This is a genomic window from Actinoplanes sp. SE50/110, assembly GCF_900119315.1.
Classification (GTDB): domain Bacteria; phylum Actinomycetota; class Actinomycetes; order Mycobacteriales; family Micromonosporaceae; genus Actinoplanes.
Genome location: NZ_LT827010.1, coordinates 1,076,589 through 1,090,427 on the forward strand (window position 1 = coordinate 1,076,589; position 13,839 = coordinate 1,090,427).

Sequence of the window (13,839 nt, forward strand, 5' to 3'; positions counted from 1 at the left end):
TTCCGGCGTCGATTACGGCAACGTACGGCAACCACCGGCGTCGCGGACACTCTCCGGAAGCATTCCCGGCGTAGTCTCGGGAGGGACGCCGCCACCCCGGGGCGTCCATGCCCCACCGCAGCATCGGTACGTCGAAACCGCCAAGGAGATGCCTCGTGACCCCCGGTCGCCCCCCGCGAGTGCTGGTCGACGCCACTAGTGTCCCCGCGGACAGAGGTGGAGTCGGCAGATATGTCGACGGATTGCTCGGCGCCCTCGGGCAGCTGGGCCCGGAACGTGTGGACCTGGCCGTTGTCGCCCAGCGTTCGGATGCGGAGCGTTACCGCCGGATGCTGCCGGAGGCACAGGTGCTGCCCGGTCCGGCGGCGATCGCGCACCGGCCGGCCCGGCTGGCCTGGGAGCAGACCGGCCTGCCGCTGCTCGCCCAGCAGGTCGGCGCCCACGTGCTGCACTCGCCGTTCTACACGTGCCCGCTGCGGACCGGCGCCCCGGTCACGGTGACCGTGCACGACGCGACCTTCTTCACCGAGCCGGAGCACTACGACAACACCAAGCGGACCTTCTTCCGCAGCGCGATCAAGACGTCGCTGCGCCGGGCCGCCCGGGTGATCGTGCCCAGCAAGGCCACCCGGGACGAGCTGATCCGTCTGCTCGACGCCGACCCCACCAAGATCGACGTGGCGTATCACGGCGTCGACCAGGCCGCCTTCCACATGCCGACCGAGGAGGAGAAGGCCCGTGTCCGGGCCCGCCTCGGCCTGGGTGACGCCGGCTACGTCGCCTTCCTCGGCGCCAAGGAGCCGCGGAAGAACGTGCCGAACCTGATCCGTGGCTGGGCCCGCGCGGTCGCCGACTGGCCGCGCCCGCCGGCCCTGGTGATCGCCGGCGGCCAGGGCCACGACGACGACATCGACCGGGCGGTCGCCGAGGTCCCGTCGCACCTGCGGCTGCTGCGCCCCGGCTACCTGCGCTACGCCGACCTGCCCGGTTTCCTGGGTGGCGCGCTGGTCGCCTGCTATCCCTCGTTCGGTGAGGGTTTCGGCCTGCCGATCCTGGAGGCGATGGCCTGCGGCGCCCCGGTGCTGACCACTCCGCGGCTGTCGCTGCCCGAAGTGGGCGGTGACGCGGTCGCCTACACGACCGAGGCACCGGAGCGGATCGCCGAGGATCTGGCCGACCTGATGCACGATGAGCAGCGACGACAGGCGCTTGCCAAAGCGGGGTTCGATCGGGCGAAAGAATTCACCTGGGCGTCCAGCGCGGAGGTGCATGTAACAACGTGGAATCGGGTTGCGAACTGAGCCTCTACTAAACTCCGCGCCATGAGCGACGAACAGAGTGCGCTGTACGGAGTGGTTCTGGCGGGTGGCACCGGAACCCGGCTATGGCCACTGTCCCGCGCCGGTCATCCCAAGTTCCTGCACCCCCTGACCGGCACCGAGGCCTCCCTGCTGCAGGCCACGGTCGACCGGCTGGACACGCTGACCACGCCCGACAAGGTGTTCGTCGTCACCGGGGTGGCCCACGCGGCCGCGGTCTCCCGCCAGCTCACCGCGATGCCCGACGAGAACGTGCTGGTCGAGCCGTCGCCGCGGGACTCCTGTGCGGCGATCGCGCTGGCCGCCGCGGTGATCGCCCGGCGCGAACCCGAAGCGATCATGGGCTCGTTCGCGTCCGACCACCTGATCGCCGACAAGGCCGAGTTCACCAGCGTGATCCGTAAGGCGATGGTCGGTGCCCGGGACGGCCTGCTGATGACGCTCGGCATCACCCCGACCCGCCCGGAGACCGGGTACGGCTACCTGCAGTGCGGCGGCGAGCTGCACGAGGACGGCCCGGTGCTGCAGGTCGAGGAGTTCAAGGAGAAGCCGTCGTACGACGTCGCCGAGTCGTACGTGAAATCCGGGAACTATCTGTGGAACGCCGGGATGTTCGTCTGGCGGGTCGACGTGTTCCTGGCCGAGCTCGCCCGCCAGCAACCGCAGCTGGCCGCCGGGGTGAGCCGGATCGCCCAGGCGTGGGGCACCGCCGAGCAGGAGGAGGTGCTCGGCGAGGTGTGGCCGACCCTGCCACGCATCTCGGTGGATTACGCGGTGATGGAGGGCGCGGCCACCGTCGGCCGGGTCGCCACCGTCCCCGGTGACTTCGGGTGGAACGACGTCGGTGACTTCCACACCCTGGGCGAGGTGCTGACCGCCGACCCGGCCGGCAACGTGGTGGTCGGCCACGAGCGGGACGGCGAACGCCCCACGGTGCTGCTGCGGGACACCGAGAACCTGGTGGTGGTGCCCGGGTCGGGGCGGCTGGTGGCCGCGATGGGCGTCCGCGATCTCGTCATCGTCGACACCGCGGACGCCGTGCTGATCTGCCCGCGGGAGCGCGCGCAGGAGGTCAAGCACCTGGTCGACCAGCTCAAGGAGCTGGGTCAGCACGGCTACATCTGAGCCGGGACGGATGCCGGCCCGCCGGTGGACGCCGGCGAGCACGGCCGGGTCACCAGGCGACGACGCCCTGGTGGCTCGGCTGCAGCGTGCCGATCTGCAGTGACTTGATCCGGATGTTGTTGTGCTCGGCGTCGCCGAAACCCTCCAGTTCCGCCCACTGACCCTGGGTGGCCGGCCCCTGCACGCTGGCCCGCAGCGCGTTGCCCCAGCCGCAGTTCTCGTCGTCGCCGCAGGTGGCCCACTTGAGCCCGGCGAAGGCGGAGACGCCCGGGTCGACGGTGAACGGCGCGACCGGGCCGGGTTGGGCCACCTTGCGCACGGTCGCCACTTTGATCACTTCGCCGGCCATGTCGTACGGCGCGACCGACGGCCAGCCGTTCAGGGTGCAGGTGTGCCTGCTCTTGTTGGTCAGGGTGACCATGGCGCGCAGGGTGGCGCCGGTGCCCGGGTCGTCCGGCTGTGCGGTGATCGTGATGGCGAGGTCCGCGTCGTGGCAGGCGGCCGGCTTCTTCGCGGTCACCGGGTGGGCGGCCGTGGTCCTGCCCGTGCCGGCGGTTGCGGCGTTTCCGGTGGTTCCGCCGGCGCTGCTCGCAGTGGTGCCGGCGGTCGGGGCGGCCGGCTCGGCGGTCCCGGAACAGCCGGTTACCGAGCCGAGCACGAGCAGGGCGGCGGCGGCGGCGCAGAGGGCGCGGGTGCGGAGGTCGCGCATTTCGGTTCTCACCAGGTCTCTCGGTCGGTCGACGGGGACCATCCTGGCCGACCACAGTGACCCGTGCTGAAGCGGTTCACGCACCGGCACGAATCGGGGAGGAGATCACCCGGCCGGGGCGCCGGCGGAGAGCCGGTTCAGCCCAGCCGGGCCTGCGCCGGACCGATCTGCTGGACGACGCCCGAGGCGAGCGGGCTGGGCAGCGCGTCCGGCGCGAACCAGGCCAGGTCGGACGACTCCGCGCTGATCCGCTCCACGGCTCCGGCCGGCGCGCGCAGCAGAAAACGTACGTCGTAATGGATCGAAGCCTCGGCCGGAGCGCCGTCCGTCGCGCCGCAGCGCACCTCGTGGATGTCGATGTCGATCGGCTCCGGGTCGAGGAGCAGGCCGTCGATGCCGGACTCCTCGGTCGCCTCGCGCAGTGCCGCGGCCGCCAGGGTCGCGTCGCCGTCCTCGCAGTGCCCGCCGAGCTGCATCCACAGCCCGAGCCGGCCGTGCAGGCAGAGCAGCACCCGGCCGGCGTCGTCGACGATCAGCGCGCTGGCTGTGACGTGCCCGGCCCGGTGCGCCCGGGTCATCGCCACCGGACCGTCGGCGAGCAGGCCGAGGGTGCGCTTGCGGTTCACCTCGGCCACGTCGGAGGTGGCCGGCCAGCCGGTCAGGACGCGGACGGCATCCTCGTACAAACTCATGATTCTCCGAAGTTGATCGTCACACCGTCGTCGTCGAACTCGGCGCGGGTGGTCAGGCCCTCGGCGGCGAAGGCCGCGCGGATCCGGTGGGCGTCGGCGCCGAGGCGCAGCAGATCGGCCGGCGCCGGACCGGCCGGGGTGAGTCGCAGCGACCGCGTCCCACCGACGATCCCGATGCCGGGCGTCACCACGGCGCCGACCAGCTCCAGTACCCGCGCGAGCGGCTCCGGGCCGGGCTCCGGGCCGGCGCCGTCGGCGATCAGCGCGGCCGCCCGCAGCCCCTCCGCCCGGGCCTCCGCGGTGCCCAGCCGGAACATGTCGCTCTCGCCGTCGCGGATCAGCACCGAGGCTCCGGCGCCGGTCGTGTCCGGCCGGATCGGATAGCCGCGCACCACCGCCACCGGCACCTGGTCACACTTGCCCTTGACCAGCTCCGCCGCGGCCGACAGCTCGTCGACGACGGCCATCTGCGTCAAGTTCAACTCATTGCCGTACGGGTCGATCTCGCCCCGATGGTCGAGAAGCGCCTCGATCCCGGCGGCACCCAGCGCCACGTCGGTGAGCCCGTTGCGCCACGCCCGGCCCATCGTGTCCGAGATGACCACCGCCACGTCCAGCCCCCGCGCGGCGAGATCGGCGCGCAACCGGCGGGCCGACGCGTCCGGGTCGGCCGGCAGCAGCACCAGGTGCGTCTTGTCCACGTTCGACGCGTCGATGCCGGCCGCGGCCATCACGAACCCGTGATGCGTCTGCACGATGGTGGTCGGCCCGCGACGGGCCACCACCCGGGCGGTCTCCGCCACCAGCACCCGGGCCCGCGCCTCGTCCCGCTCCGGCTCGTCGGCCGGCACCTCGACCAGCCGGCCCTCCGCCTTCGACACGATCTTGCTGGTCACCACCAGCACGTCGCCGTCGGCCAGCCAGGGTGCCGCCCGGGTGATCAGCTCGGCCAGGTCGTCGCCGGCGGTGACGTCGCCGATCCCCTCGACCGGCAGCACCTCCAGCCTCATCGGGCCAGCTCCAGCGCGTCCGCGACCATCTGCGCGGTGAGGGTCTCGTCCTTCATCCACAGCGGCACCGCGCGGGTCACCACGCCGGGGATCTCGACGCCCGCGTCCGAGGTGTCGACCAGCCAGCCGTCGAGCAGCCCGCCCTCGGCGCGCGGCCCGTACATCCGGCCGACGCCGGCCGCGCTCACCTCCACCTCCAGGGTGGCCAGGCACCTGTCGGCCATACCCCGGACGGGTGAACCTCCGATGATCGGTGAGACCCCGACCACCGGCGCCGCCGCGCCGATCACCGCCTCGCGCAGCTCCGGCACGGCCAGGATCGGCGCGATGCTGACCACCGGGTTGCTCGGGGCGATCAGGATCACATCGGCCGCGCCGATCGCGTCCAGCACCCCGGCCGCCGGCCTCGCCTTCTCCGCGCCGACGAAGATGAACCGGTGGGTCGGCACCGCCCCGCGGTAGCGCACCCACCACTCCTGGAAGTGGATCGCCTTGCGCTCGCCGTCGACATCGACGACCACGTGCGTCTCCAGCCGGTCGTCGGTGGCCGGCAGCATCGTGATCCCGGGCTGCCAGCGCTCACACAACGCGGCGGTGACCTGGGAGAGCGGGTATCCGGCGGTCAGCATCGTGGTGCGCACCAGGTGGGTGGCGGTGTCTTTGTCGCCGAGGCCGAACCAGGACGGCTCGACGCCGTATTTCGCCAGTTCCTCCTTGACGACCCAGCTCTCGCCGACCCGGCCCCAGCCGCGCTCCGGGTCGGCCGCCCCGCCCAGCGTGTACATCACGCTGTCCAGATCCGGGCAGATCTGCAGCCCGTGCATCCGGACGTCGTCGCCGACGTTGACCACCGCTGTGACCTCGGCGCCGATGGCACGGGCGTGCTGACGCACGCCGACGAGGAACCGGGCGCCGCCGATACCCCCGGTGAGGACCACGATCCGCATCAGCCCATCCTCTCCCACCCGCGTCGCCCGGCCGGTTGCCGGGTCGCGGTTTACTCTGGGCGTTCCTCGATCACCGTACGTCCGGGAGTTACCGTGACCAGTGCACCGCCTGAGGGCAAACCGATCGGCCAGTACCTGACGCCGCTGCGTGACCTCGCCGCGTACGTCTTGGTCGGCGCCCCGGCCGTGTTCCTCCTCGCCACCGTGCTGAACCTGTTCGGCGACGGCTTCGGCGCTCGCGCGGCGGCCAGCTTCGGCGGGTTCATCAGCCTGGAGACGATCGGCATGCCGCTGGCCGCGGTGCTGCTGGCGCTCGGCATCAAGCCGGTCCACCCCAGAGCCCGGCTGATCACGCTGGCCGCGGTCATCGAGTACGCGGTGATGGCGTTCTTCGGGGTGATCTTCGGCCTGCTGTTCGGTGTGATCAACATCGCGTCGTACGACGCGGGGGCGGCCTTCAGCGCGCTCCTCGCCCGGGTCGCCTGGCTGGCGGTGTTCGGCGTGGCGGGGTACGCGGTGCTGCAGATCTGGCGGGGCGTCTACATGGTGCCGAAACCGCAGATGCCGCCGGGGGTGTACGGGCAGCCGCAGTCGTACGGGCAGCCTTACGGGCAGCCGGCGGCCTATCCGGCTTCGGGGATCTACGGACAGGCGCCGTCCTACCCGCCGGGCACCTATGGTCAGCCGCCGCAGCCGCAGCCGCCGCACGCTCAGCCGGTTCCGCCGCCGGCGCCGCCGGTCGTCTCGCGGACTCAGCCGCCGGTCGCGTCGCAGGCTCAGCCGCCGGCCTGGAATCAGCCGCCGGTGGTCGCACCGCCGGTCGCCCCGCCGCCGTTGGCCGAGCCCACCCAGGTGGTGCCGCGCGGCGAACCGGAGCCGATCGACCGCACCAGCGTGCTGCCGGAGGAGCGTCCCGGCTTCGGGCCGGCCGACGCCGACCCGCCCCGACAGTAATCGCCGGTCGTCCACAGGGCCGGGCAGTGTCACACGACACTTCGCGGGCCTGTGGACGACGGCGGCAACCGGAACGATTCCGGTCTAGGTTGTTTTCGTGGCAGAGGTCAACGAGGGCGTTTCCTCAGCAGTGGCGGCAGCCGGTTCCAGCGCGACGGCCGGGTCCGGTGCGGCCGCCGTTTTCCTTCCGGCGCCCGTCTTCCTTCCGGCGCTCGGCTCCGGTGCGGAGCCCGGTTCGGTCGCGGTGCCCGGCTCGGTTGCGGTGGCCGGTTCGGGTTCGGCGCCCGGCGCGGTTGCGGCGGCCGATGTGGCCGCGCCCACCGAGGCGAGCATCCGGCGGGCGCTGCGCCGGGCCGCCGACGGCAAGGCGATCGACGTCGACGAGGCGACCGCGCTGTTGGCGGCGACCGGCGAGCAGTTCGACGAGCTGCTGACGATCGCCGGCGGCATCCGGGACGCGGGCCTGCGGGAGGCCGGACGGCCCGGTGTCGTGACGTACTCGAAAAAGGTCTTCATCCCACTCACCCGGCTCTGTCAGGACCGATGTCACTACTGCACGTTCGCCACCGTGCCGCACCGCCTGCCGGCCGCGTTCCTGGAGCGCGACGAGGTATTGGAGATCGCCCGGCAGGGTGCCGCCCAGGGCTGCAAGGAGGCGCTGTTCACGCTCGGCGACCGGCCCGAGGAGCGCTGGCCGGCCGCCCGGCAGTGGCTCGACGAGCGGGGCTACGACTCCACCCTCGACTATGTGCGGGCCTGCGCCATCGCGGTGCTGGAGGAGACCGGTCTGCTGCCACACCTCAACCCGGGCGTGATGAGCTGGGCCGAGCTGCAGCGGCTCAAGCCGGTCGCGCCGAGCATGGGGATGATGCTGGAGACCACCGCCACCCGGCTCTGGTCCGAGCCCGGCGGCCCACACTACGGTTCGCCCGACAAGGAGCCCGCGGTCCGGCTCCGGGTGCTCGACGACGCCGGCCGGGTCGGCGTGCCGTTCACCACCGGCATCCTGATCGGCATCGGCGAGACGCCGGCCGAGCGCGCCGAGTCGCTGTTCGCGATCCGCCGCACCGCGCGCGAGTTCGGGCACATCCAGGAGATCATCATTCAGAATTTCCGCGCCAAGCCGGACACGGCGATGCGCGGGATGCCCGACGCCGAGCTGCGCGAGCTGGCCGCCACGGTCGCCGTCGGCCGGATCATCATGGGCCCGCGGGCCCGTGTCCAGGCCCCGCCCAACCTGATCGACGACGAGTTCGCGCTGCTGCTGCGGGCCGGCATCGACGACTGGGGTGGCGTCTCCCCGGTCACCCCGGACCACGTGAACCCGGAGCGCCCCTGGCCGCAGATCTCGCTGCTCGCCGAGAAATCCGCGGCGTCCGGCTTCACCCTGCGCGAGCGCCTCACGATCTACCCGGAGTATGTGCGGCGCGGCGCCGAGGGCTGGCTCGACCCGCGCCTGGCCGCACACGTGACCGCGCTCGCCGACCCGGCCGGCCTGGCCCGCGAGGACGCGTTCCCCGCCGGCCTGCCCTGGCAGGAGCCGGACGAGGCGTTCGGCACCGGTCGCACCGACCTGCACGCCGCGATCGACACCGAGGGCCGCAGTGGTGACCGCCGCTCCGACTTCGACTCCGTCTACGGCGACTGGGACGAGGTGGCCGCCCACCTCAGGACCCCGCAGTCCGCGCCCGCCGGGAGCGATCCGCGGTCGGTGCCCGCCGGGGATGTCCCCCGCACCGTGCCGGCCGACCTGCTCGCCGGTCTCAAGCTCGCCTCCACCGACCCGGCGGCGCTGCTGCTGCCGCAGCACGAGGACGCGGCGATGGCGCTGTTCACCGCCGACGGCCCGGCGCTCGACGAGATCGCCCGGATCGCCGACGACCTGCGCCGCGACGTCAACGGCGACGACATCACCTACGTGGTGAACCGGAACATCAACTTCTCGAACGTCTGCTACGTCGGGTGCCGGTTCTGCGCGTTCGCCCAGCGGGAGAAGGACGCCGACGCCTACCGCCTCTCCGTCGAGCAGGTCGCCGACCGCGCCGAGCAGGCCTGGCGCGACGGTGCCTCCGAGGTCTGCATGCAGGGCGGCATCGACCCGAAGATGCCGGTCACGGCATATGCGGACCTGGTCCGCGCGGTCAAGCAGCGGGTCCCCGGCATGCACGTCCACGCGTATTCGCCGATGGAGATCGTCACCGCCGCCGCCAAGGCCGGTGTCTCCCTCCGGGAGTGGCTCACCGATCTGCGCGACGCCGGCCTCGGCACCATCCCCGGCACCGCCGCCGAGATCCTCGACGACGACGTGCGCTGGGTGCTGACCAAGGGCAAACTCCCCACCGCCACCTGGGTCGACGTGGTCACCACCGCGCACCAGGTCGGCATCCGCTCCAGCTCCACGATGATGTACGGGCACGTCGACCACCCCCGTCAGTGGCTGGGCCACTTCCGGGTGCTGGCCGGCATCCAGGACGTGACCGGCGGTTTCACCGAGTTCGTCGCGCTGCCGTTCATCCACACCAACGCGCCGATCTACCTGGCCGGCATCGCCCGCCCCGGCCCCACCTGGCGGGAGAACAGGGTCGTCCACGCCATGGCCCGCATCCTCCTGCACGGCCGCATCCCGAACATCCAGTGCTCCTGGGTCAAACTCGGCGACGAGGGCACCCGCATCATGCTCAACAGCGGCTGCAACGACCTGGGCGGCACCCTGATGGAGGAGACCATCTCCCGGATGGCCGGCTCCGAACACGGCTCCGCCCGCACCGTCGCCGAGCTCAAGGAACTCGCCGCGGCCGCCGGCCGTCCCGCCGTCGAACGCACCACCGTGTACGCCCGCCGCTGACCGACGGCCGGAGCGGCCATCCGCTCCGGCCTCGGCGCACGCCCCGGCGCGGCCGCATTCCAGGCCGGCCTTCTCGCCGAAGATGGCGCGCAGCAGGCCCTCCTCCGGGGTCAGCTCGGTTCCGCTTCTGCACGACGTAGACCCGGACCAGCTCGTTCACGCCGGGGGCAGCTCGTCGCCGTCCTTGCGGGCGAACGTGCGGACATCGATGACCGCGCCGGTCTCGCCGTGCGGAACCTTCAGCGAGGTGTCCCGGACCTCGCGCCCGGTGCGCCGTACGTGCGGTGCCTGCGTGCTTGGTCGTGCCTGCGTGCGGTGCCTACATGTGGTGCCTACATGCCGTGCCTCGCTGTGTCGCCTCGAAGGCCGCTGCCTACCCCAACGCGCCGGTAGGCCTTTCCGGCCCGTCCGTTATGGCGAGCCATCGGCGGGTGGTGCGTAGACCCGGTTCTGCCTCTCGTCGTTCTCGTTGACCGCGCGCCAACAGTCTTCGTTCCCCGGTTGGGTTGGCGGGAGGCTCCTGGTGGTGGGCGGCTGGGCGCCGGAGCCGGTGTCCTCGCTCTGACGGGCGGTGGCGCGAGGGCTCGCTCCAACGGCCGGCCTTTCCTGGTGAGCCGGGTCCGCTCGTGGTGAGCCGGTCGCTCGTGGTGAGCCGGTCCGCTCGTGGTGAGCCGGCCTGTTCGTGGTGAGCCGGGCCGTTCCGGCGGCTCGTCCTTTCTGATGGGCTGCGTCATCTCTGGTGGCTGGCCTTTTCGGAGGGGCCGGGCCTCGGGCTGTCGGCGTCGCGGCCGGGACTGCGGAGCCGGTGGGTTCGCGGGTCCCGCGGTCGGGTGGTGAGCGCCACGAGGGTGGCGGGTTTCGATCTTGGCTGGGGCGGGCATCCGCGGCGCCACGGTGGGGTTCCGGTGGCTGTGGACCGTCCCTTCCGGGCGGTGGCGGGGGAGTGGCCCGGCCGGTTCGCGGCGGGGACGGTGAGGGGCACTGTCTTGCCTGGTGGGAGGGGGCGGCGGTCCCGTGGCGTGACCCCCCTTCACGGGAGGTAACAAAACGGGTTAAATTGGACGTGTGGGCGGACGCTCGCGTTACCTTCCGGTGGCTCCGGGAGATAGGGCAGGAACGGGACCGCGCCGCGCCCCGGTGTGGCGGGGAAACGGGCCTATTTATCAGGTTCGGCTTGACGACGCACGTCTTACACGCGTGTAATTTTGGTGGGGTTGTGGGGACGATGTGCGACTTTTGCGTCGTACCCACAGAAACACGCCGCGTGCGTGGGGGGTCAGTGTCGGCATCGCTGCCGGCGCAGAAATTGGAGGCACGCCGATGGAAGCGCAGGTTGAAGGGGTAGACCTGCTTGGGGACGCGCCCGAGTGGCAGGAGCGGGCGCTGTGTTCGCAGACCGATCCGGAGGCCTTCTTCCCGGAGAAGGGTGGATCGACGCGCGAGGCCAAGCGCATCTGCGGTCGCTGCGAGGTCAAAGCCGAATGTCTGGAGTACGCACTCGGCCACGACGAGCGGTTCGGGATCTGGGGTGGACTGTCCGAACGTGAACGTCGCAAGCTGAAGCGACGCGTCGCCTGATCGCGACGGCCGCGGCGTCTCGGGGGGAGACGCAGCGACCGGCCGACTGAGCAAGACCGGCCGAAAAAGCACGACCGGCCACCAGAGCAAGACCGGCCCCGGAAAGCAGGGCCGGCAAGGGCAGGATCAGCAAGGCAGGAAGACGACCCAAGACGGCGGCCGCGGAATGCGGCTGCGCAGGGCCGGACCGCGAACCACGGGGCCGCGAGGCAGCGGCCCGCGGCGTCAGGCCAGCTCGTCCGGGTCGACGCCGAGCAGGTTGGCAACCTGCTCGATGATCACGTCGTGGACGAGGTCGGCGAGGTCCTCCCGGTCCATCGCCCGGAATTCCAGCGGGCGGCGGTACAGCACGATCCGCGGCGGCAGCTCGTGCCGCCCCGGGCGGCCGGGCAGCAGCCGGGCCAGGGGCACCTCGCCGTCCTCGAGCACGTCCGAGTCGTACACGTTCAGCTCGGGCGGCACGTCCTCGACCGCGAACTCGACGCCGGCCAGCTCTTTCGCATACCGCCGTTCCAAGCTTTCGACGGTGTCCAGCACCAGATCGTCGAAGATCTCCGCCTTGGTGCGGGCGAGCGGCACGGTCGCCGGCACCAGGCGGCCGCGCAGGCCGCGCCCGTGCCGGTCGCGGCGCGCCGGATGGCCCGGACCGGTGCTGCGCGCCGCTTTCGGGTCGGTGCGGCGGCGTTCGGGGCTGGTGGTCACACGCTGAGCGTATCCCCACCCGGGCGACATCCGTGGTCAGCCCGTTCCGCACCGTGTGTCTGACCCGTTAATTCGTCCCATCGGGGCGGCGTGTCGGCCGACCATGGCCGAATCGTGATGCATCGCGGTGCGGCGTGTCGCGAGGCAACGCTGTCCAGAAGGCCCGGCGGGGCGATAGGTTGCCGCCGTGAGGTCACCACGGCGCTGCTCCCGGAACGGCTGTCCCCGACAGGCGGTCGCCACTTTGACCTACGTCTACAGCGATTCGACCGCTGTCGTCGGGCCGTTGGCGGCGTTCGCCGAGCCGCACACGTACGACCTGTGCGAGCCGCACGCCCGCAGCCTCACCGCCCCCCGAGGCTGGGAGCTCGTCCGGCACGACGGCGATTTCGCCCCGCCGCCCCCCACCACCGACGATCTGGTCGCTCTGGCCGAGGCGGTCCGCGAGGCCGCCCGCCCGGCGCCCCCGCCGCGTCCAGATGTGCCGGAGCAGCCGCCGGGCCACCAGACCGGCCGCCGCGGTCACCTGCGGGTCATTCCCCCGTCCCACTGACCCGCAGGGCCGCCGTTCCGGTCACGGCAGGGCGATGAGGCGGAAGCGACTGCGCAGCCACGGGATGAGCGTGGCGTACGCCCGGATGGTGTCCGGCTGGGCGTAGTCGTGGGACAGCACGATCGCTCCCGGCCCGGTGTGGCTTTTCACCGTGGTGATGACCCGGTTGGTGTGCGCGCCGTCCGATTCCTCGCGGCCGTGTTCCCAGTCCCGCGGGTCGACCTTCCAGTAGATCGAGGCCATCCCGAGTTCCTTGGCGATTTTCACGATCTGCGGCGTGAAGTTGCCGCCGGGCGCCCGGAAGTATTTGATCTGCGCCTGGGGCACCGCGGCCCGGATGGCGTCGTTGGTCCTCTGCATGTCGGCCCGGATCGCCGCCGGGCTCTTCTTGCCGAGCTTGAGGTCGTGATCCCAGGTGTGGTTGCAGAGGGCGTGCCCGCCGGCCACGATCTTGCGGATCATGTCAGGGTGGTTTTTGACGTTCTCACCGACCACGCAGAACGTCGCCTTCACGTGATTCTTGGCGAGTATGCGCAGCAGCGCCGGGGTGTTCGCCGGGTCGGGCCCGTCGTCGAAGGTCAGGGCGACGCCGCGGCTGCCGGTGGTGAGCAGGCTGCCGGCCGGCCCGCTGTGTCCCTTGGGCCGTTCCGGAATCCGGGTGCTCTCGGTGCGCGGTTTGGTGGGCTTCACCACCGGTGGAGTCGCCACCGTGGGGGTGGAGACCGGTGACGCGGAGACGGCGGGCGCCGCGGCGGAGGCCGAGCTGTGTGTCGATTCCGCGGCGGCCGCCTGGCCGAGAAGACCCGCCAGGATCAGCGACATGCTGATCAGCAGGGCTCTCCGGGTGCTGGACAGCCGCATCGTTTCCTCCCCAGATCAAGGCTCTTCGGCGTTCGAGCCCGTATCCTTGCGCACGCTGTCCAGTCCCGGAACCCTCCAAAGCGGGCAGACTCGTCCTATGAGTATCGATCCGGACGTGCGGCGGGGCAGTCCCGCTCACCCGTCCGTGCGGCTCGACGTACCCCTCAACGGGTTTTCAGCTCCTCCTGCTCCGCGTCGGTCAGCAATCGTGAGCGGATCAGGAAGCGGACGCCTTCCGGCGCTTCCAGCGAGAAGCCGGCGCCGCGCCCCGGCACCACGTCGACCGTCAGATGGGTGTGTTTCCAGAGTTCGAACTGCGCGGCCGACATCCAGAACGTGATCGGCTCCGGCACCCCCTCGATCGCCAGCGACTGCAGCAGCACGTCGCTGCCGCCGGTGCGGAATTCACCCTCCGGGAAGCACATCGGTGAACTGCCGTCGCAGCAGCCGCCGGACTGGTGGAACATCAGTGGGCCGTGCTGCTCCCGCAGCCGCCGCATCATGGCGGCGGCCGCGGGAGTCACGTCGACGCGGGTCGCCATGG

General features: G+C 71.7%; 13 protein-coding genes and 1 pseudogene. 6 read left to right on the forward strand and 8 right to left on the reverse strand.

Going from position 1 to position 13,839, the window contains the following annotated elements; all coding sequences use genetic code 11:
• Positions 1 to 155: 155 nt before the first annotated feature.
• Positions 156 to 1,301, forward strand: coding sequence for a glycosyltransferase family 1 protein (locus tag ACSP50_RS04715; RefSeq protein WP_014688013.1), 1,146 nt, complete (start codon positions 156 to 158; stop codon positions 1,299 to 1,301).
• 21 nt (positions 1,302 to 1,322) lie between these two features.
• Positions 1,323 to 2,444 carry a mannose-1-phosphate guanylyltransferase gene (locus ACSP50_RS04720; protein WP_014688014.1) on the forward strand — a complete coding sequence of 374 codons (1,122 nt, stop codon included), beginning with the start codon at positions 1,323 to 1,325 and terminating at the stop codon, positions 2,442 to 2,444.
• 49 nt (positions 2,445 to 2,493) lie between these two features.
• Here ACSP50_RS04720 and ACSP50_RS04725 read toward each other — a convergent pair whose 3' ends face one another.
• The 4 genes from ACSP50_RS04725 to cofD all read right to left on the reverse strand — a co-directional run bounded on the left by ACSP50_RS04725 (position 2,494) and on the right by cofD (position 5,802).
• Positions 2,494 to 3,153, reverse strand: coding sequence for a DUF4232 domain-containing protein (locus ACSP50_RS04725; protein WP_014688015.1), 660 nt, complete (start codon positions 3,151 to 3,153; stop codon positions 2,494 to 2,496).
• 137 nt (positions 3,154 to 3,290) lie between these two features.
• Entirely contained in the window at positions 3,291 to 3,845 is a 555-nt protein-coding gene (locus ACSP50_RS04730; protein ID WP_014688016.1) for an NUDIX hydrolase, read from the reverse strand.
• Positions 3,842 to 4,855: a coenzyme F420-0:L-glutamate ligase gene (locus tag ACSP50_RS04735; protein WP_014688017.1), complete on the reverse strand. Its 1,014-nt coding sequence runs from the start codon at positions 4,853 to 4,855 to the stop codon at positions 3,842 to 3,844. Before ACSP50_RS04735 ends, ACSP50_RS04730 begins: the two co-directional genes overlap by 4 nt.
• Positions 4,852 to 5,802: a 2-phospho-L-lactate transferase gene (gene cofD, locus ACSP50_RS04740; protein WP_014688018.1), complete on the reverse strand. Its 951-nt coding sequence runs from the start codon at positions 5,800 to 5,802 to the stop codon at positions 4,852 to 4,854. Before cofD ends, ACSP50_RS04735 begins: the two co-directional genes overlap by 4 nt.
• 93 nt (positions 5,803 to 5,895) lie before the next feature.
• Between cofD and ACSP50_RS04745 the strand changes: the two genes are divergently transcribed.
• Both ACSP50_RS04745 and ACSP50_RS04750 read left to right on the forward strand, forming a co-directional pair.
• On the forward strand, positions 5,896 to 6,756 hold the full coding sequence (locus ACSP50_RS04745) for a hypothetical protein (protein ID WP_014688019.1): 861 nt from the start codon (positions 5,896 to 5,898) through the stop codon (positions 6,754 to 6,756).
• 307 nt (positions 6,757 to 7,063) lie between these two features.
• Positions 7,064 to 9,601 (forward strand): bifunctional FO biosynthesis protein CofGH, encoded by a 2,538-nt coding sequence (locus ACSP50_RS04750; protein ID WP_043513531.1) that lies wholly within the window; start codon positions 7,064 to 7,066, stop codon positions 9,599 to 9,601.
• An 82-nt stretch (positions 9,602 to 9,683) separates the two neighbouring features.
• Here the strand turns inward: ACSP50_RS04750 and ACSP50_RS44980 are convergent.
• Positions 9,684 to 9,865: pseudogene (locus ACSP50_RS44980) on the reverse strand (hypothetical protein); the annotation flags it as partial.
• Between the two features lie 1,056 nt (positions 9,866 to 10,921).
• On the opposite strand from ACSP50_RS44980, the gene ACSP50_RS04755 reads away from it, so the two are divergent.
• Complete coding sequence (locus ACSP50_RS04755; RefSeq protein ID WP_014688021.1) at positions 10,922 to 11,179, forward strand: WhiB family transcriptional regulator; 258 nt, start codon at positions 10,922 to 10,924, stop codon at positions 11,177 to 11,179.
• 225 nt (positions 11,180 to 11,404) lie between these two features.
• On the opposite strand, the gene ACSP50_RS04760 is transcribed toward ACSP50_RS04755, so the two are convergent.
• The gene (locus tag ACSP50_RS04760) at positions 11,405 to 11,881 is read right to left on the reverse strand and encodes a metallopeptidase family protein (protein ID WP_052311507.1); all 477 of its coding nucleotides are present in this window, start codon (positions 11,879 to 11,881) and stop codon (positions 11,405 to 11,407) included.
• Between the two features lie 187 nt (positions 11,882 to 12,068).
• Between ACSP50_RS04760 and ACSP50_RS04765 the strand changes: the two genes are divergently transcribed.
• Positions 12,069 to 12,434: a DUF3499 domain-containing protein gene (locus ACSP50_RS04765; RefSeq protein ID WP_043510836.1), complete on the forward strand. Its 366-nt coding sequence runs from the start codon at positions 12,069 to 12,071 to the stop codon at positions 12,432 to 12,434.
• A gap of 21 nt (positions 12,435 to 12,455) precedes the next feature.
• Here ACSP50_RS04765 and ACSP50_RS04770 read toward each other — a convergent pair whose 3' ends face one another.
• Positions 12,456 to 13,295 (reverse strand): polysaccharide deacetylase family protein, encoded by an 840-nt coding sequence (locus tag ACSP50_RS04770; protein ID WP_014688024.1) that lies wholly within the window; start codon positions 13,293 to 13,295, stop codon positions 12,456 to 12,458.
• A gap of 164 nt (positions 13,296 to 13,459) precedes the next feature.
• Positions 13,460 to 13,837, reverse strand: coding sequence for a DUF779 domain-containing protein (locus ACSP50_RS04775; protein ID WP_014688025.1), 378 nt, complete (start codon positions 13,835 to 13,837; stop codon positions 13,460 to 13,462).
• Between the last annotated feature and the right edge of the window lie 2 nt (positions 13,838 to 13,839).

What these genes read in the sequence shown, in the direction of transcription:
- ACSP50_RS04720 (WP_014688014.1), top strand. Translation starts at nt 1,323, where the DNA reads ATGAGCGACGAACAGAGTGCGCTGTACGGAGTGGTTCTGGCGGGTGGC.
- ACSP50_RS04725 (WP_014688015.1), bottom strand. Translation starts at nt 3,153, where the DNA reads ATGCGCGACCTCCGCACCCGCGCCCTCTGCGCCGCCGCCGCCGCCCTG.
- ACSP50_RS04730 (WP_014688016.1), bottom strand. Translation starts at nt 3,845, where the DNA reads ATGAGTTTGTACGAGGATGCCGTCCGCGTCCTGACCGGCTGGCCGGCC.
- ACSP50_RS04735 (WP_014688017.1), bottom strand. Translation starts at nt 4,855, where the DNA reads ATGAGGCTGGAGGTGCTGCCGGTCGAGGGGATCGGCGACGTCACCGCC.
- cofD (WP_014688018.1), bottom strand. Translation starts at nt 5,802, where the DNA reads ATGCGGATCGTGGTCCTCACCGGGGGTATCGGCGGCGCCCGGTTCCTC.
- ACSP50_RS04755 (WP_014688021.1), top strand. Translation starts at nt 10,922, where the DNA reads ATGGAAGCGCAGGTTGAAGGGGTAGACCTGCTTGGGGACGCGCCCGAG.
- ACSP50_RS04770 (WP_014688024.1), bottom strand. Translation starts at nt 13,295, where the DNA reads ATGCGGCTGTCCAGCACCCGGAGAGCCCTGCTGATCAGCATGTCGCTG.
- ACSP50_RS04775 (WP_014688025.1), bottom strand. Translation starts at nt 13,837, where the DNA reads ATGGCGACCCGCGTCGACGTGACTCCCGCGGCCGCCGCCATGATGCGG.